The 17733-nt window shown below is 51.4% G+C and carries 17 protein-coding genes and 2 tRNA genes; 5 read left to right on the top strand and 14 right to left on the bottom strand.

Going from position 1 to position 17733, the window contains the following annotated elements:
* Positions 1-22 precede the first annotated feature (22 nt).
* Together Q0Y46_RS11635 and lepA are read right to left on the bottom strand one after the other, a co-directional pair.
* Positions 23-1144, bottom strand: coding sequence for a S26 family signal peptidase (locus Q0Y46_RS11635; RefSeq protein WP_297947547.1), 1122 nt, complete (start codon positions 1142-1144; stop codon positions 23-25).
* Positions 1145-1161: 17 nt separating this feature from the next.
* Positions 1162-2982 (bottom strand): translation elongation factor 4, encoded by a 1821-nt coding sequence (gene lepA, locus Q0Y46_RS11630; protein ID WP_297947544.1) that lies wholly within the window; start codon positions 2980-2982, stop codon positions 1162-1164.
* A 234-nt stretch (positions 2983-3216) separates the two neighbouring features.
* Between lepA and Q0Y46_RS11625 the strand changes: the two genes are divergently transcribed.
* On the top strand, positions 3217-3675 hold the full coding sequence (locus Q0Y46_RS11625; protein ID WP_295684137.1) for a peptidylprolyl isomerase: 459 nt from the start codon (positions 3217-3219) through the stop codon (positions 3673-3675).
* A gap of 2 nt (positions 3676-3677) precedes the next feature.
* The gene (locus Q0Y46_RS11620; protein ID WP_295684134.1) at positions 3678-4841 is read left to right on the top strand and encodes a hypothetical protein; all 1164 of its coding nucleotides are present in this window, start codon (positions 3678-3680) and stop codon (positions 4839-4841) included.
* A gap of 98 nt (positions 4842-4939) precedes the next feature.
* Here the strand turns inward: Q0Y46_RS11620 and lexA are convergent, their stop codons facing one another.
* From lexA to Q0Y46_RS11605, 3 genes are all read right to left on the bottom strand, one after another.
* A complete protein-coding gene (gene lexA, locus Q0Y46_RS11615) occupies positions 4940-5590 on the bottom strand; it encodes a transcriptional repressor LexA (RefSeq protein WP_297947541.1) in 651 nt (216 codons plus the stop codon).
* Between the two features lie 159 nt (positions 5591-5749).
* Positions 5750-7087 (bottom strand): FISUMP domain-containing protein, encoded by a 1338-nt coding sequence (locus Q0Y46_RS11610; RefSeq protein ID WP_297947539.1) that lies wholly within the window; start codon positions 7085-7087, stop codon positions 5750-5752.
* A 192-nt stretch (positions 7088-7279) separates the two neighbouring features.
* Complete coding sequence (locus Q0Y46_RS11605; protein ID WP_297947537.1) at positions 7280-8086, bottom strand: hypothetical protein; 807 nt, start codon at positions 8084-8086, stop codon at positions 7280-7282.
* 88 nt (positions 8087-8174) lie between these two features.
* Here Q0Y46_RS11605 and Q0Y46_RS11600 point away from each other — a divergent pair, with 88 nt between their 5' ends.
* Entirely contained in the window at positions 8175-8435 is a 261-nt protein-coding gene (locus Q0Y46_RS11600; RefSeq protein WP_297947535.1) for a hypothetical protein, read from the top strand.
* 276 nt (positions 8436-8711) lie between these two features.
* Here Q0Y46_RS11600 and Q0Y46_RS11595 read toward each other — a convergent pair whose 3' ends face one another.
* The 3 genes from Q0Y46_RS11595 to Q0Y46_RS11585 form a co-directional block, all read right to left on the bottom strand.
* Complete coding sequence (locus Q0Y46_RS11595) at positions 8712-9569, bottom strand: hypothetical protein (protein WP_297947533.1); 858 nt, start codon at positions 9567-9569, stop codon at positions 8712-8714.
* 10 nt (positions 9570-9579) lie between these two features.
* Positions 9580-10395 carry a TIGR02147 family protein gene (locus tag Q0Y46_RS11590; RefSeq protein ID WP_295684120.1) on the bottom strand — a complete coding sequence of 272 codons (816 nt, stop codon included), beginning with the start codon at positions 10393-10395 and terminating at the stop codon, positions 9580-9582.
* A gap of 320 nt (positions 10396-10715) precedes the next feature.
* A tRNA-Pro gene (locus Q0Y46_RS11585) sits at positions 10716-10789 on the bottom strand.
* A gap of 46 nt (positions 10790-10835) precedes the next feature.
* Between Q0Y46_RS11585 and Q0Y46_RS11580 the strand changes: the two genes are divergently transcribed.
* Both Q0Y46_RS11580 and Q0Y46_RS11575 read left to right on the top strand, forming a co-directional pair.
* Positions 10836-11102, top strand: coding sequence for a hypothetical protein (locus Q0Y46_RS11580; RefSeq protein WP_297947531.1), 267 nt, complete (start codon positions 10836-10838; stop codon positions 11100-11102).
* A gap of 212 nt (positions 11103-11314) precedes the next feature.
* Positions 11315-12223, top strand: a complete 909-nt coding sequence (locus Q0Y46_RS11575; RefSeq protein ID WP_297947529.1) for a fibrobacter succinogenes major paralogous domain-containing protein — start codon at positions 11315-11317, stop codon at positions 12221-12223.
* A gap of 61 nt (positions 12224-12284) precedes the next feature.
* Here Q0Y46_RS11575 and Q0Y46_RS11570 read toward each other — a convergent pair.
* From Q0Y46_RS11570 to Q0Y46_RS11545, 6 genes are all read right to left on the bottom strand, one after another.
* Positions 12285-12358, bottom strand: a tRNA-Met gene (locus tag Q0Y46_RS11570).
* A gap of 126 nt (positions 12359-12484) precedes the next feature.
* A complete protein-coding gene (locus tag Q0Y46_RS11565; RefSeq protein ID WP_297947527.1) occupies positions 12485-13639 on the bottom strand; it encodes a CDP-alcohol phosphatidyltransferase family protein in 1155 nt (384 codons plus the stop codon).
* Complete coding sequence (gene recN / locus Q0Y46_RS11560; protein WP_297947525.1) at positions 13636-15285, bottom strand: DNA repair protein RecN; 1650 nt, start codon at positions 15283-15285, stop codon at positions 13636-13638. The genes Q0Y46_RS11565 and recN overlap by 4 nt, the downstream gene beginning before the upstream one ends.
* Before the next feature lie 62 nt (positions 15286-15347).
* A complete protein-coding gene (locus Q0Y46_RS11555; RefSeq protein ID WP_297947524.1) occupies positions 15348-16094 on the bottom strand; it encodes a tRNA (guanine-N7)-methyltransferase in 747 nt (248 codons plus the stop codon).
* Between the two features lie 19 nt (positions 16095-16113).
* Positions 16114-17004, bottom strand: a complete 891-nt coding sequence (locus tag Q0Y46_RS11550; RefSeq protein ID WP_297947522.1) for an MBL fold metallo-hydrolase — start codon at positions 17002-17004, stop codon at positions 16114-16116.
* Positions 17005-17109: 105 nt separating this feature from the next.
* Positions 17110-17709 carry a hypothetical protein gene (locus tag Q0Y46_RS11545; RefSeq protein ID WP_295684099.1) on the bottom strand — a complete coding sequence of 200 codons (600 nt, stop codon included), beginning with the start codon at positions 17707-17709 and terminating at the stop codon, positions 17110-17112.
* Positions 17710-17733: the final 24 nt, after the last annotated feature.

Raw genomic sequence — 17733 nt, 5'->3', positions numbered from 1 at the left:
GGATGGTTCGCGCTGTCCGGGGTTATTTTTTTTGCCCTTTCGTGGGCTCCTTTATGGGATCGATTGCCTTGATGGCGTGTGGCCTTTTGATTTGTTGGACTCGTTCGGGGCCGTTGTTGGGCTTGATATCCCGGATAGGCTTTGTTTCGCCGTTCTCGTCGATTTCTACCTTGATGGTCTCAACTTCGCTCTTGATCTTTTTAGGTTCTTCTTTCGGAGGAATCTTCTCGGCTTCTTTCTTTTTGATGGGGAAGAATGTCTTCTGAAACTCTTGCGCTTTTTTTAGGACAAATTGCTTTACGATGTCGGGTTGTTTGATGTAGCGCCCGAGAATCCTTTCCTTGGTGAAAAATCCGAGTTCACGCGAGTCGACGCAATGGTTCCCTTGTTCGCAGGCGAGGTAGTAGTTGTCGCTTGCGACGATGAACGTGTCCATCGGGACGGAATCGCCTTCGACGAAGAACTGGCGCTTGATCTTAATTGGTGCGTTGCCGGGTTCTGCTTGGCGGATTTGCATTTCGATGAGTCGCCGGTCTTGCCAGGGGAGCACATCCAGCTCCTTCAAGCTCACGAGGCGGTGCCCCAGCTTGGTCGAGCCTATTCGCTCAATGGAAATTTCGCGGTTTCCTTGCCAAAGGGTCGACTTGATGGTGATGGGGAGCCCCTGCTCGTTCATCAGCCTAAGAATGTAGTCTTCTTCCACGTCGTTGAGCGTGGAGAGGAGTATCGTGTCGCCTTGCCTGGGAACGTAGAACTTGCGCGTTTCGATAAAGGAATCTTCGCCACGCCACATAAAGCGCTTCTGCTTTGTCTTTATGCGCCCTTTGTCCGAAATTTCGATAGTGTCGCCGGGGTAGCCGATAATCTTGCGGACAAGTGTTTCGTTGTTCGGTTGCCTGGCCCAGACAATTTCGCCAAAAGTCGCTTTGTCGATGCACTGGGGGAGCCTACAGACCCATATTAGCGAGCCCTTCTTGATGCGGGGCTGCATGGCTGTGTCTTGCAAAAGAATCGGTTCGACGGCGTAGTAGCGGATGGCGAGTGCTCCGGTGAAGGCCACGAGCATAATGAAGACAGCAACAAAGAGGCGGGACTTGGATGTCCTCCACTGTAAGCGCCTCACGTTTCTGTCCAGGTATGCCATCGCTTTTGAAAAATAAATTAGTCGCCGTTGTTCGTGGAGTTGTCCGAAAGCGAAAGCACGGCGAGGAACGCCTTCTGCGGCACTTCCACCAAGCCGATGCTCTTCATGCGCTTCTTGCCTTCCTTCTGCTTTTCGAGGAGCTTGCGCTTACGGGTGATGTCACCGCCGTAGCACTTGGCAAGCACATCCTTGCGCACTGCCTTCACGGTAGAACGGCTGATAATCTTTCCGCCAATTGCGCCTTGGATGGCCACGTCGAACTGCTGGCGCGGAATGAGGTCTTTGAGCTTCACGCAGATGGCGTTCGCGTAGGTGTGCGCCTTGTCCTTGTGGATAATCACGGAGAACGCATCCACCGGGTCGCCGTTCAACAGAATGTCGAGCTTTACGAGGTTGTTCCTGCGGTATTCGCTCGGGGCGTAGTCGAGGCCGGCGTAGCCGCGGCTGACCGACTTGAGGCGGTCGTAGAAGTCGAACATGATTTCGGCGAGTGGCAGGTTGTACTTGAGGATGACCTTCGCTTCGTCGATGTATTCCATGGTCTCGAACTCGCCGCGCTTCTCGTCGCAGAGCGTCATGAGGGCACCCACGTATTCCTTGGGCGTGAAGATTTGCGCCTTCACGTAGGGTTCTTCGATGTGGTCGTAGCGGCTTGCGTCGGGGAGCTTGGAGGGACTTTCGATTTTCACCATCGTGCCGTCGCTCATGTACACATGGTATTCCACGTTCGGCACTGTGGTGATGATGTCCACGTTGAATTCGCGGTCGAGGCGTTCTTGCACGATTTCCATGTGCAACAGCCCGAGGAAGCCTGTACGGAAGCCGAATCCGAGCGCTTCGGAGGTTTCCGGTTCCCAACTGATAGCGGAGTCGTTCAGGCGGAGCTTTTCCAGGGCTTCGCGCAAGTCCTTGTAGTCTTCCGGGTTGATGGGGTAGATGCCGGAATAGATCATCGGCAAGATATCCTTGTAGCCCGGGAGCGGTTCGGTGGCGGGGTTCGATGCGTCGGTGAGCGTGTCGCCGATTTTCACGTCGCTAATCGTCTTCACGTTCGCGAGCACGTAGCCCACCATGCCTTCGGAAAGTTCGTCGCGCGGGTCGCGGCGCATGCTGAAGGTTCCGACTTCGGTGACCATGTACTCGGCGCCGGTCTTCATCATCTTGATTTTCATGCCGGCCTTGAGCGTGCCTTCCACAATGCGGATGTAGTTGATGACGCCGCGGTAGGAGTCGTACACGGAGTCAAAGATCAGCGCCTTGAGCGGTTTGCCGCTGTCGCCTTTGGGGGCGGGGATTTCGTCGACAATCTTGTCGAGTACTTGTTCCACGTTGAGGCCCGTCTTTGCGGAAATGCGCGGGATGCTGTCGGGGTCGTAGCCCAGCAGGTCGCCTACGAGCTGTGCCACATGGTCGGGTTGGGCACCCGGCAAATCGACCTTGTTGAGCACCGGGATAATTTCGAGGTCGTTTTCGAGTGCGAGGTAGAGGTTAGAAAGCGTCTGCGCTTCGATGCCCTGGCTTGCGTCCACCACGAGGATTGCGCCCTCGCAGGCGGCGAGCGAGCGGCTCACTTCGTACGTGAAGTCCACGTGCCCCGGCGTGTCGATCATGTTCAGGATATATTCCTTGCCGTCGCGTTCGTACACCATGCGGATGGCGTGCGCCTTGATGGTGATGCCGCGTTCGCGTTCCAAATCCATGTCGTCCAGGAGCTGGTTCGTCATCTCGTTTTTCGAGACGGTCTTGGTCAGTTCGATCATGCGGTCGGCAAGTGTTGATTTGCCGTGGTCAATGTGGGCGATAATACTGAAATTTCTGATGTTGTCGTTTTGCGGCATAGGTGCGATAAGAATATCGTTGTGAGTCTTTTTTGGGGGTAAATATAGAAAAATAGGCGATTGACGAGGGCCACCGCATGCCCGGCGCAATATTTGATTTGAAAAATTGTATATTTGGGATGCACATTCCGTGCGTTGTGCTGCACAACATTGAGAGTTCTGAACGTGGTAAAAAAATTCATTCTCTTTCTGTCCCTTTTCGGGCTATGTTCCCTGGCGTTTGCCGAGGGGAAGGTGTTTAACAAAGATTATTCAGGAATCAAGGAAATTCAGGCGACAATCACCACCGACGAGGGCGAGATTGTCCTTGACTTGAACTTCAAGGAAGCTCCGAATACGGTCGCCAATTTTGTGGACCTTGCGGAGAAGGGTTTCTACGACGGCTTGACGTTCCACCGCGTTATCAACGGTTTCATGATTCAGGGCGGTGACCCCGATGCGAACGGGACCGGCGGTCCGGGCTATACCATTGACGACGAACCGAACAAGTTGCTCCATGAATATGGCGTCATCTCCATGGCGAACCGTGGCCCGAATACGGCCGGCTCGCAGTTCTTTATCACGCAGATGGCCCAGCATCACCTGGACGGGAAGCATACCGTGTTTGGCCGTGTCACCAAGGGCCACGACGTCGTGTGCCGCATTGAACAGTTTGATAGAATTATAAACATCAAAATTCTGGAAAAGAAATAAGTATGAGCTCTAAGAAAGTGTCTTCGAAAAACTCCGCTGCAAAGAGTGCTCCGGCAAAGAAGCCTGTCGCTAAGAAGGCTGCCCCTAAGCCCGCTCCAAAGGCTCCGGCAAAGAAGCCGGCTGCCAAACCTGCCGCGAAGTCTGCGTCCAAGCCTGCTGCAAAGCCTGCTCCGAAGTCGGCTAAGCCCGCAGCCAAGCCGACGAAACCGTCCAAACCGGCACCGAAGGCCGCAACAAAGAAGCCTGCCGCCAAACCGGCTGCAAAGCCTGCATCTAAGCCGGTGGCAAAGTCCAGTTCGAAGCCCGCTCCGAAGGCTCCGGCAAAGAAGCCTGCTGCAAAGCCCGTTGCCAAGCCGGCTGCGAAGGCGAAACCGGTTGCAAAACCGGCCCCGAAGCCGAGTGCAAAGCCTGTTGCTAAGTCTGCTGCAAAGCCCGCTGCTAAGCCGGCGGTCAAGCCTGCTGCCAAGCCGGCCGCAAAGCCTGCTGCTAAGCCGGTCGCAAAGCCTGCCGCCAAGCCGGTCGCGAAACCCGAGCCGGAAGTCAAGGTCGTAAAGAAAGAAGTACCGCAAGTAGATGTGCCTGAAATAGAGGCTCCTGTCGAAGATACTTCGAAAGTCGCCGAAGAAGTGAAGGCCAAGAAGGGGGGCAAGGAAAAGGTCGAGCTCCCTTACGCCGTCCTCCTCGAAGGCGGGAAAAAACTGAACAAGTCCATTTTCTTCTTCGAAATCGATGAGAACGAGGAACGCGCCAACAAGAAGAAGGTTTCTTCTGAAATGAAGAACCTCGACATGAAGCCGACCTCGGCTATCCGTCACAAGATTTCCCTCGCCGAAGAAACGCAGGAAGAACTGACCGAGCGCTTGCTCAAGGAACTCGAAGAACAGAATCTCGCGTTTACCCGCGAAGCGGCAACCCAGATTTGTACCCGCTGCAACAAGAATCTGGTCTCTCCCGAATTCTGGGTAGACAAGCACTTGGGTTACTGCGAAGAGTGCGCCGCAATCCTCAAGTTGGGCCAGTCCAAGGAAGCCCGCAAGGTCGAATACCAGCTGGGCGCCATGGGGGGTGACTCCCTGGACGAGGCTGAGGATGATAGCGAGTTTGGCGAAGGACCGGATGCCGCCGACATCAAGGACGCCGAAGAAGAGTTCGCCGATTTCGAATAGGCGAAATCTCGCACAAGTCTAAAATGAAAAGGACCCTTCAGGGGTCCTTTTTATGTTGTATAAAATGTGCGGGCTGGTCGTTGTTTGGCCGGTAGGGCTTAGCTGACCCTGCGCATCACGCCGATGACGCGACCTGCAATGGAGAAGTCCTTGCGATTGTTCACGATAATCGGGCGGTATTTCGGGTTGGCCGGGCGCAGTTCGATGTGGTCGGAACTGGGGTGGTAGTACTTGACGGTCGCCTCGTTGTCAATCTGCGCGACGACGATTTCGCCCTGTTCTGCGTTTTTCTGCTGGCGCGCGAAAATGAGGTCCCCGTCGAAGATGCCTGCATTGATCATGGAGTCGCCCTTGACGCGGAGGGCGAACACGTCGCTACGGCAGGCGAGGAAGTCGCGGTCGATGGTGACGGTGCCTTCGAGGTTCTGCACGGCGAGAATAGGCGTACCGGCGGCCACGCGGCCGACGATGGGAATTTCTATGGTATTGCTCGGTGCCTGGTTTTCCGAAGCGTCAGCATCGGACGAAAGAATTTCGATCCCGCGGCTGAGGCGCGGAGAGCGGTTGATGTAGCCCTTCTTGATGAGGGCGGCGAGGATGGAGCGTACACCGTTCGTAGACGAAATCTCGAAATGGTTCCCGATTTCGCGCACGGTCGGCGGCATGTGGTTCTCTTTGGAGTACTTCTTGATGTATTCCAGGATTTCTTCTTGACGGCTTGTCAGTTCCTTTTTCTTTGTGTAATCCATCTTTAGCCTCGCAGTTGGTTGTTTTTTTGCGACATCGTATATAAATATAGTGCACTCTTGGACAAATGTCAATAGGTTCACTGCACATTTTTTCACTTTTTTTGCATGGCTCTGTCAAGCCATTCCGTATTGCTGGTGCGAGGGGAGGGGGTCGCGGTGTTAGTAGCGTGGCAAACAGCTGTTCAAGGCTGCCCAGAACATAATGTAAAGATCGTACTCGTTGTTGGCGTAGCCTGATTTAGATGTGTGATCTGAATAGGAGTCTTTTATACGAACAGATATTGAATCACGGTCGTCAATAAAGTACTGGAATTCAGTTTGTGATTCGTTTTTGAAATGCCAGGTATTTATGTCGTCCATTAGCATTTCGTCGCACTGGTATAATTTATCTGGATCATGGGGTATGCCAGAATGGGGCGTTTCTTGTTCTGGATGATCCATGAGGCAGCGAACGGAAAAGCCGTATTCCTTATTTTCAAATGCCAATGAATTGACTTTGTCGTCGCTTAAAAAAACTATGGAAATGGTTACATTCTTTCCGGTTTCTTCGGAAGTCCAAAAGTCTGTATTGAAATCAACAGGATTGGAATACCCTGCTCCGTATCGAGGCCCGTTAGGAATCACGCTAAAACCGTACTTGTTTGTACCTTTTGCCGTGTTGTCCCAAACCTCTGTAGACTTGAGTTCGCGGGCTGCTATGTCTACTCCGCCAACGGCATTGAAAAGGTCTTGCCATTCCCAGTAAGAGGGAATGTGGAACCCTTCTGGGCAGAGGCCGCGCATTTGGCCTCGTGGTTTGCATAAGTTTTCTCTGCGGCAGTTTGTATCGGCCATCGCGAGGTCCCAGGTATACAGGTATCCTCGGTGATTCTGGTCATCGGCTCCTTTTTTGCTGTATCCGTACCATGAATCTTGTGTGCGGGGGGCATATATATAATCGTATGCCAGGTTTTCGGCCATCCAGGTATAATTGCCGATTTTGACGGTCGCATAGTATTGATTGTCTCTGGAATCCTTGAAACAGCCATACTGAACGTCTGGGTTCAAGTATTTCCAGTTTTCTTTAAGGGCTGGGGCCTCGCTGCAGGGATTGAACGGGCCGGAGGAGGAAACAACAGTCTCTTCCTTGGCGGAAGAAGAAGTTCCAACAGGCGTTTCGGACGAAGAACTCGCTGCTTTTACAGAAGAAGAGGAACTTCTCGCTTTTACGGAGGAAGAACTCTTTGTTTGTTCAGCAGAAGATGTGTTTTCTGCTTTTACGGAAGAAGAACTTTTTCCTGTGGACACATTTGTGGAATCCCCGTCGCTGATAATGTCGGAGTCTTCTGCCGCTTCTTTTACGGTGCTACCGGAATCTTTTGGGTCCGTTTCTTTTGGAGCGGTTGCTTCGGCGGGGTCGGACAGGTCGTTTTTCGACGCACTTGTGGAGGAATCGCCGCCGCAGGCGACAAGAATGAACAGAGCGCAGGTCCCGGCCAAGAGTGCGATTTTTTTCATGTTGCTACTATCCTGGATAAACTATTCCCCATAAAAATACATAAAACTAAATTAACGGGGGTGGGAAGTCGTGTGAAAAAATACGAAAACAAATTTTTCTGGATATTTTGGGGCGTATCTTTTACCCCAAAAACGGTGTCTTTTATATTCTCCGTTAGATGCAATCTGTTGTATTATGATGGATGTAATTCGCTATTTCTTGTAGTAGATAATTTTTAACGGACGGACACCTTCTTCGTTTGCTCTTTCCATTGTTTTCAGTGTAATGGTGTAAAAATCCTCTGCGGTTTCTTTGTTGAAGGCAGGGCCAATGACTATCCAGAATGCGTCCACATCGAAATAAGTTGAGTCTGTGAGATTAGCTTCTGTAAATTTGAAATCGGTCGTGTGGACGGGAGAGGGGGGTAGGTCGCCACTATACCAATCATCACTGTAGGTAGTTCTGTCTCTGAAATTGTCGTACATGGTGACTTTGTGACCATTAACGCCATAGAGCATTAGTCCTCCGTCTCGCCCTTGTTTCACTTGAATTTGGGCTCGCTCTATAGGGACCTCGGCATCTTCTTTGAACGAATATCCTCTAGTTTCCGAAGTGGACATTAGACCGTTAAATTGCCTAATTTCAACTTTTCGCACGACAGAGTCTATAGCAGCGCTGGAGGATGATTTCGGTTCCGCCTCACAGTATATGGGCTCACGAACGAATTCTATGGAATCCCAGCCGAGAAACCTCTCAGGATTATTGGGGTCGTCCGTCGCCGTGAAATCAACGAACAACTTGAAATTTCCGCATTGGGTTTTTGCCGAATCGCTTATTTTTACTCCCATTTCAGCAAGATTAATTACTGTCGCAGGCAATGTTGGCGGCGTATATTGGAGTTTAATTGGACTTACTTCGTTCTGGCCATGTTCGTTTACACGGACAAGTTCTAGACGAACATTTGTAAAAAACAGCTCGGCCTCAGTCTCGTGTTCATAACACGTTTCGGTTTCGCTCATGACGGCTCCGCCGGTAAAGGTGAATTCAGATTTATTTGCATTGGGTTTGGCCGTAAGTGGCAGGATTTGAATGGGGGAAACTTCTGTTATGCATATTGATGAAGAAGATGTTTGCGCGGGATTGCTGGACGCTACACTAGAAGAACTAGTTATAGAGTTGCTTGAACTGGACGATTTTGTTTTTGAATTGCTAGAACTTGAAGACTTTGATTTAGACTTGGAAGAACTTGATCTTGCTTTTTTAGAACTAGAAGAACTCTCCTGGTCAATAGACGAAGATTCTTCATTTTCTTCTGTGCTAGAACTGCATGATTCATCCTCATCGGGTTCAGAACTGGATGAACTCTGAATTTCACTTGATGAGGATTCTTCTTCACTTGACGAAGATTTTGTTACATGGGGTTTATCAATGTCGATGATGTTTGTTGCACTAGTTGTACTTTCGCTGTCACCGCAGGACCACAACAGAAATGCAGCTAACCAAAGAAGACAAAGTTTTCTCATAATAAAATCCCTCTTACAATAAGGTAATATAATTTATTTTAGATTACGTGGGTGATTTATCGTAAAGGGTCAAAAAATGCACCCAAACGGGTGCATTCTTGAGAAAAATTTGAGAATTAGGCTAGGATTCTAATTCGGATACGCAATTGTCAAAAATATGTTTGACATGTTTTTCCCAATAGGGATCTCTGTATCCAAAGGTTGTGTCTGCCGGGATTTCTTCGGTTTCGCAGATTCCTGTTTCCGGGTCACAGTGGTGTTTTACAAACTCAATTCTGCAGGTTCCTGTGGAATCAATATCGTCAGGAGCAAAAACGGTCCCTTCCTCGGTGATTTCTATCGGTCGACCTTTTGCCTTGCTTACGGCAGAATAGAATTCTCCGTTTTCTTCGCTACATTCATCTTTAAATTGATCCATGGTGATGGAATCGTTTGGGTAGTCGGTTTGTTCTTTTAGTAAGGTTTTTTCTATGTAGCCATCTCCGAATCCTATAGTGTACAACAACTTTTTGTTGTTTAAGCAGACGATTTGTTTGTTTATGGGACTGCTCCCGAAACCGATGGGACCATGCACTATTTTTTCGCTGTCCAGCATTGCTGTAAGAGCGTAACAACTGTCCGAGTTGCACACGTCTTGATGTTCTTCCACGTTAATCCATGTGATAGAATCGTCCGCTACAATTGCTTGGTAGGCTGCATCAAAAGATGCTTGGGCGTTGACGGTATCTTCGATGGTTTTTCCTGTTTCCGAAATAGAAATCGTGACAGGCTCGGGCTTGTTGTTGAATTTCTTTAAACTGGCCAACAAGTCATTTGTGCGGCTTGCAGATGAGGGCTCCTGGGAAGAACTCGATTGCGTTGCCATGGTGTTGGGCTGTTCGTCGGCACCCGCAACGTTGTCGTCGCTGGAACAGGCGCTTAATGCGCCGATTATACCCAATGTACCAAAAGAAATCGAAATAAGTTTTTTGAAATTCATGTGATCCTCCTTATATTTTTTCTGTCAGCGGGAAAAGTTGCAAGTTTAGGCGGTAGACTTGGTCGGCGTTGTCGCATTCGCCAGCAATGGCGATGGCTTTTTTGCGGCAACGGTCTACTTCGTCCGATATGCGCTTCAACGCCTTGGCATCGACGCCCACGGTCACGCCCGAGATGTTGCGCTCTGCCGGTTTGACTTTATCGATGGCCTCGCGGGCGAGGTCGATCATCTGGCGGTTCATGGAACGCAGCGCCAGCATGAGCGATTCGCTGGAACCGGTGATGATCTTGTCGGTCTGCTTGTAGGCATCCTTGCCCTGGGTCGTGAGGATGTTGAGCTTGACCAAGAGTTTCAATGCGTCGCGGACTTCCTGAGCCGTAAAGTTATGCTTGATTTTTTTGGCGATGTCGCCCGGAAGCGCTCCCGGCATCAGCGGAGCCAATTCACGGACGATGGAGTTCACTGCCGATTCGTAATAGTCGAACGCATCTGCATTGAGAACGCGAGCATGCTGCTCCTTCGCGATTTCTTCCATTTTGCGGAAGGCTTCTTTTTTCTTGTCGTCATCTTTCGCGTTCGTGAAGTCGACCATGTACTTGAAATAGTCGCATTCGTAGTCGCAAAGGTTCATGGCTGCCGCAACCAGAGGCACGCCCACACGGCTGAGGGAACTCTTGCCGTCGCAGACGAGCTTGATGTACGACGGCGATGCAAACCCGGCCTGTTTGGAAAATTCGCGCCACGAGAATGCGGATGTTCTTTTGCGCCAGTCAAAGTAGTCCAATAAGTATTTTCGGTAATCTTGATATTCGGTTATCGGCTTCATTCAAGACCTCCATTCTGATGATTCATATATAAATTTTTTTTCTCGAGGAAAACATTGTTGATGATACAAAGTATTTGTTCTTTCTCAAATTTCGCTAAAAAATTTGGAAAGTGAAAAGAAAATAGGCTAAATGAATCACTCGGAAGGTATATGATACAGGGGAGAGAGGATTGCGAATTTTGTCGAACTGACTTCGTCGTTCTTTTTGGATATGGTGGTAAATGGGGTAGCCAGATAGCAAAATGTTGAACTGACTTCGTCAGTTCTCACTATCTACCTGAGATACAATAAATGCACCCGCGAGGGGTGCATTTATTGTATCGGGGTAGCCAGATTCGAACTGACGACATTCTGCTCCCAAAGCAGACGCTCTACCAGGCTGAGCTACACCCCGAGGTGGTTCAAATATAGCAAATTAACGCCCGGAATGGAACTTTTTCTTGGAAATTCTAGTTTCTCTAGGAAGTTTTTATAATTTGGGTAGCCAGATTGCAAAATGTCGCTTTGCTCCATTTTGCCCTTCGGGCGTCATCCTTACAGATGCCGCGCAAAATACGCTTTTATTCACTTTAGGCAACCTCAAAAAATTCATTTTCAAAAATTTGGCTGCGACCGGCGTGCCGGTTCGTCACTCAAAGAGGCAAATACCTCCAGTATTCGCCTCTTTTCGTTCCTGCCTGCACTTGGTCTCGCTCAAATTTTTTTAATCAAAGCAATTTTTTTCGGTTGCCTTCGTTCACCGCGTATTTTGTCGAACTGACGACATTCTGCTCCCAAAGCAGACGCTCTACCAGGCTGAGATATATCCCGAGGGGGCTCAAATATTGATAATAAACGTTTGGAATGGGGCTTTTTTTGGGAAAATCTAGCGCATCTTGGCTGATTTTTATATATTCTTTGATAACTAAGAAGGAAAAAATTGAAGAATTATCGCTTAATTCCCGCATTTTCTGTTGCCGTTTTGGCGACTTTGTTTTGTGCATGTTCCGATGTCAAGGAAATGCCGAGGCCTCTGTTATCTTCTTCGTCAGAACTGATTATTGAAACCTCCTCTTCGGAGGAGATTGAGTCGTCGTCTTCCGAAGTCGTTGTGCCGACTAGTGTTGAGGTTCCGCCAAGTTCGTCTTCGATGGCACCGCGTCCTCCTAAGCCGGTGCCGTCGTCCTCGTCTGTGGCACCGGACTTGTGCGCCGAGGCTTTGAATGCGGGCTTGTGCGACAAACGCGATGGCCGTATTTACCGCACTGTCCGTTTGGGTGGGCAGCTCTGGATGGCGGAAAACCTGAAGTTCAATGCACCCGGAAGCTGGTGCTACGAGGATAAGCAGGAGAATTGTTCTGCTTATGGCAGGCTTTACAAGTGGACTACGGCTGTAGGGCTTGACGATTCCTTCTTGAACAAGTCCGCAAAGGATTCTCTCACGGCGGAACGTCGTGGAATTTGTCCTGAAGGCTGGCATGTGCCGACAAGCGCTGAGATGAAGTCTCTCTACTCCAGTTTGCGCAAGAGGTTGAAAGATCTCAAGGATTCCGTTGTAGAGGGCGTCGGGACCAGCCTGAAGAAAAAGGATGGCTGGGAAGAGAGTGACGAGGCCCCGCCGGGAACAGACCGGTTCGGGTTCGGCGCTGTGCCGGGCGGTTACCGCAATTCTAACGGAGTGTTCAACTATCTAGGCCAGGATTGCAACTTCTGGGTCGCCACTGAGGCTTCCGAGGCGGGCCGTGCGCCTTACTGGAATCTCTACTTTGCGAACGAGGATTTCTTGGGCGTGTACAACAACCTGAAATCCACGGGATATTCGCTGCGTTGCGTCAAGAACGCTGAATAAAATCGCTTCATTATTGGACACAAAAGCAAAAGGACCCGGAGTATTCCAGGTCCTTTTGTAGTAGCGGGGGCAGGACTTGAACGCTGCGACCTTCGGGTTATGAGCCCGACGAGCTACCAACTGCTCCACCCCGCGTCGAGGTTGACCCATATATAGAAAAAATGTCCTGTTTTGGCAAGGCTTTTTGTTGGATTGTAAAAAAAATATGCCTAAATTCGCACGATTTAAGCATATTGTAAGGTTGTTCTGCGTGAGTCGGTGTTACACGAATTTTTTCAGGATGTGCTTGCTTGCGACAAAATAGTCCACACCGCTGATGATTGTAATCGCGGTAATCGATGCCATCACGGCAGTCGGGAAAATGCTCCAGAATTCCTGATAGTTGGGGATGACATGTGCCATCGGATCGAGTGCTCCGACAAGAATGGCGATGATGCCGACTCCCTGCAAAGCCGTTTTCCATTTGCCGCTCCGGCGTGCGGGCATTACGAGTCCTTCGCTTGCCGCGAGCGTCCTGAGCGTTTCCACGCTGGATTCACGGAAGTAGATGAGGGCGACCATCCACACGGGCGCATATCCCGTCGCGATGAAGCACATGAAGATGGTCATGTTCGAAATCTTGTCGCTGAACGGATCGAGGTACTTGCCCAGTGTGCTCACTTCGCCCATGGCGCGTGCGAGTTTGCCGTCAAGGAAGTCGGTCAGCATGAACCCGAGAACCATGATGAGGGCGAGGCTCTTGAATACGAGACTGTTGTTGCTGTAGTCCAGGTCGTTGTCGTAGAAGAATACCCAGAGGAAGAACGGCGTAAGCACGATGCGGCTCATGGTGAGCTGGCTTGCGATGGAGAGCGGTTTGCGGTGCGCGGGATCGCGATAGTACCAGTAGGCATAAGCGACGGTGGAGGCAATCATCAGCAAGATGGAGGCCACCATGCATATCTGCTTGTAATCTTCGAGGTTGAGCAGGTAGACGCCCATCGTTATGGTGACGGCGATATTTGCGAACTTGCTCCAACGGCGCTTGCGGGGGAGCGACTTGCCTTCGCGCAGTACGCCCAGGTTGAAAAGGTTGTTTGCAATGAGGCGGGCGAGCAGGAATGTACAGCCGACTCCGAGGAGCTTTTCTGTATTTTCCTGGAGAATCAGTTCGCGGACAAAAATGCTTGTCATGACGCTGAACTGCAGGAGCCCGTCGATAAAGTTGAGCCAAAGCCTATAGTAGGGTTTCTCGATTTCCTGGGAACGGAGCTGGAACAGGTTTACCCAGCCCATGACAAGTGCTATGCCGACGAAGGCCGTGGCCGTCTTGGCCATGCCCATCCAGATGAACACAATCACGCATATGAAAACGATTGCTCTGAGGATGCTCCATATCCGGGTGCGGAGCCTTACGCCAGATGCCTTATTCGTCACTTATTCGCCTCCAGAAGTTGCCTTGCGTGTTCCCAGACGGTTTCCGATTCGCCACCGAGCATTCGGACCAATTCTTGTACACGTCCCTCATAATCTAGCTCTTTCACGGAGGTAAATGTGCGACCGTCCTCTTCTTTTTTGCTCACGGCAAGCTGATTTTGTGCGCGGCTCGCTACTTGGTGTAGGTGAGTGATGGTCAAGACTTGGTGGTGGCGGCCCAGATTGCTGAGAGCTTCGCCAATCTTGTTGCCGACTTCGCCGCTGATGCCGGAGTCGACTTCGTCGAAAATCAGGAGAGGGACGCGGTCCAGTTCGGCCATGACGCTCTTGATGGCGAGCAGGACGCGGCTGAGTTCGCCGCCCGAGACGGCCTTCTGCAAGGACTTTTCGCCTTCGCCGGGGTTCGGGGCGAGCAGGAATTCGATCTTGTCGGCACCGGTGGCGCCCAGCGGCTGGGCGGTGACGGATGTCTTGAACGAAGCCTTGGGCATGCCGAGTTCGCGGAGGAACCCTTCGACGGCGGTGTCGAACCGCCGAGCCGCCTCGGCACGGCTCTCCGAGAGCCTTGCCGCGCCGCACTCCAGTGCGGCATGGGCGCCAGTCGCCTGCTTGGCGAGTTCTTCAAGGTCTGCGTCCAGGTTCTCGAGGCATTCGAGTTCCTCTTTGCGCTGTGCCGTGAGCGCGATGAGACCGGGAACGTCGGTGCGGTATTTCCGTTTGAGTTTCTGTATGAGGGCGATGCGTGCGTTCGCCTTGTCGATGTCGGCTTCGCTCATGGTCCTCGACGGGCTCAACCGGAGCAGTTCCTTGCAGCAACATTCGAACGGATCGAACGCGTCTTCGAACGATTGCAATTGGGGATCGTACTGCGGGAGTTTCGATGCCAGTGCGCGTATCTTCGACTGCAATACGCGGGCCTGGTCCAGGATGCCTTTTTCGTTGCCGAGCATGGCCTGGATTTCGTTCAAGTAACGGCGTTCGATTTCGCTCTTGCTCGCTGCGCCCACCCTTTCTTCGAGTTCTTCTTCTTCACCATCCTTGAGGGCGGCTTTCTGCAACTCGTCGAATTGGAACTTGAGAAAATCCTTCTGTGCGGCGAGGTCCTTGGCGCGTTTTTCCGTTTCCTCTATTTTGGCCTGGATGCGGTTCCATTCATTCCAGTGGACTGCGTATTCCTTCAGCAAATCGCCGTTGCCGGCGTAGTCGTCGAGCATTTGCGCATGGGTCCGGGTATCGCGGAGCAGGATCTGTTCGCTCTGGCCGTGCATCTGCACCAGTTCTTCGCCGAGGCGTTGCAGGTCGGACTGGCTCACGACGTTGCCGTTCACGCGGGCGCGGCCCTTGCCGTTATCAAGGATTTCGCGACGGATGATAAGTTCGTCGTCGGAGTCGATTTCGAGTTCGTCCAGGATTTTTTTGACTTGCGGTTCTTTGGAAATGTCGAACAGGGCCTCGACCACGGCCTTGGATTCGCCGCTACGGACAAGCGAAGCTTGTGCCTTGTCTCCGCAGACAAGGCGGAGTGCCTTCAGCAATACGGACTTACCGGCTCCGGTTTCGCCAGTGATGGCGGTAAAGCCGTTACGGAAAGGGACTTCCGCTTTGGAAATCAGTGTGAAAGAGTCTATCGAAAGCTGTTTTAGCATGGTTATACTAAACTATAAATATTTGGATGTCAGAATATGTCAATATGGGGCCTGACCCCAAATTATTTGAAAAATTCGATAATGCTCCGGTAGATGGGACGGCCTTCCTTCTTGTACTTGCGTTCGAATCCGGTCTCGATCCCTTCGGTGGGTTCGGCCGTGTTGCGGACGACGACTTTGCAGGTGGGGAAGGCGTCGAAGGTTTCGAGCGCGATCTCGTTGTATTCCTTGTGGTCGGTGCCCCAGTAGAAAATGCGTTTGCCGGGCTTGAGCACGCGTGCGACTTCGGCCAAGAAGTCGGGGCGCAGGAGCCTGTTCTTGTGGTGTCTTTCCTTGGGCCACGGGTCCGGGAAATACATGTGGAACGCATCCACGGTATTGTCCTTGACGGCATCGCGCAAGAAGTAGAACACGTCGCCGCGCAACATTGCCGCGTTGCCCAGTACGCCGCGCTTTTTCATGCGCTCGTGCGCGAATGCGGCCCAGGTGTAGTCCCATTCGCTGCCCATGATGAAGATGTCCGGGTGCCGCTCGGCGTAGTCCGTCATGAAGTTGCCCTTGCCGCTGCCGATTTCCACTTCTACATGGCCATTGCAGTCGGGGAACATGTCGGTCCAGTTGAAGTCCAGCTTGTGCGGCAGGTTGTCGGGTGTCTTGATGGGCTTGCGGTCACCGTTGGTGCGGAACACATAGTGCCAGATTCCTCTGTCTTTTTCGTCCTGCTTCAGGTCTCTATAGAATTCAGGAATGACGACCTGTTTTTCGCAGGATTCTTCGGTAAGCTCGTTTACTGTTTCTTCGTTGTTCATTGTGCGTACCTGTTTCCGCCTAGATGAGCGCAACCACCTTGTCCGAAAATTGCGCCGGGATTTCTTTGGCGATTCTTTCGCGGATGTGCTTTTCTGCGTACTTCATGGAAAAATGGTTGAGGATAATCATGTCGCACTTTACGTCGCTGTCCAGTTCGTTGAGTGCGTGGACGATGTCGGCAATATGGGTGTGACCTTTCTGGTGTGCCATCTGCTCTTCGCCGTCGTCAAGGAATGTGCATTCGGTGATGAGTACTTTTGACTTGAAAACATCCCGGTTGTCGAGGAGGGATTCTCCGAGGCAGTCTCCCGTGAAGCTTACGAGCGGGTCGTACACCTCGCGTGTAATCTCGACGTTCTGTTTTCGCAGTTCGATGAGCTCCGCCGGAGTCTTCCCGAAGAATTCGTCCTTGAGTTTTTTCTTGTAGAAATAGAGTGTGCCGCCCATCGACGGGATAGAATGCTTTACTTCGAAAGTCTCTAGCGCTAAGTCCTTGCGGTATTCAAGAAAGAACCGCTTGTGGGCGGATACGGGGACAATTTGCGGATAGCGGAATTTTGCTTCGCTGACGCCTTCGAACATGGCTTCCGCCTTGATCCAGGCTTTGGCCCCTTCGTAAATGCTTTCGGGAACGTAGTAGACGCTGTCGCGTTCGACGCCCATCATCTTGCGCAGGCTGTGGTGACGCATGAGGCAGCGGGCGTGGTCGCCATGGGCATGCGTCAGGAACACATGGTTTATCGGGGTGGCGCTGAGCGGGCATTCGCCCATGTCGATGCAAAAGTCAAGTTCCGGCATCTGCAGGTAAGTGGCCAAGCCGGATATGGAAAAACCGGACAACTTCGAACACGGCGTGTCGATCTTGACCTGCTTCAATGCGTTATGGATGTGTCTGTTTTCGGATGTCACGTTGTTACCGGTCGCAAAAATAGAAAAATGTTTAACAAGTGCGCAAGAAAAAAGGGAGGCCCGCTCTTGGAGCGGGCCTTTCCTTGATATCTTGACGGTGCTGGATTATCGCTTGTTGCTTGCGTGGTTCTGTAACAGCATGTCGTAGTCTTCGCAAGTCATGGCTTCGATGTGGTTGCCCATGGCCTTGCTCCTGGTCCTTTCGTTGCCGCCCTTGCGTTCGGGAACGCGGAAACAGAAGTGGTAAGTGTTGCCTCTGTCGGTGGGGATGCCCATCTTGAATATGCGCAGGCGCTTGTTCCCCTGGGTGTAGATTTCGTGGTAATCGTAAGAGTTCTTGATTTTCTCGAGGCGCTTGTCGTGGTTGAATTCAAGTTCGTTTACAATCGGGCCTTCGAGCGTGAGCGGAAGTGCGTTCTGGAACCTGAGTTCCAGCTTGTCGTTTGTCTTGACGATGGATGTCTCTGCCGGCTTGATGAGGTAGCGTTGCTGCGGGATGTTCTTGTACGCGCGGTTGTGGACTTTGCGCACGCCGCACATTTCGCGCATGTCTGGCTGGGAGACAAAGTCGATGTCGCGGCAGATCGGAGGCAAGTTGGTCGGGACTTCGAGGTCCTCTCCATTGGATGATCCTGCGCATCCCGATAGCTGCATCAGGGAAACCAGGAGGAAGCTAGCCGTCAGAAAAAATATTTTACATTTCATGCTTATAAATATAGTCTCTTTAGC

Source organism: uncultured Fibrobacter sp., from assembly GCF_947305105.1.
Classification (GTDB): Bacteria; Fibrobacterota; Fibrobacteria; order Fibrobacterales; family Fibrobacteraceae; genus Fibrobacter.
The sequence above is the reverse complement of the archived record's forward strand: the minus strand, read 5'-3'. Positions and strand labels throughout refer to the sequence as shown.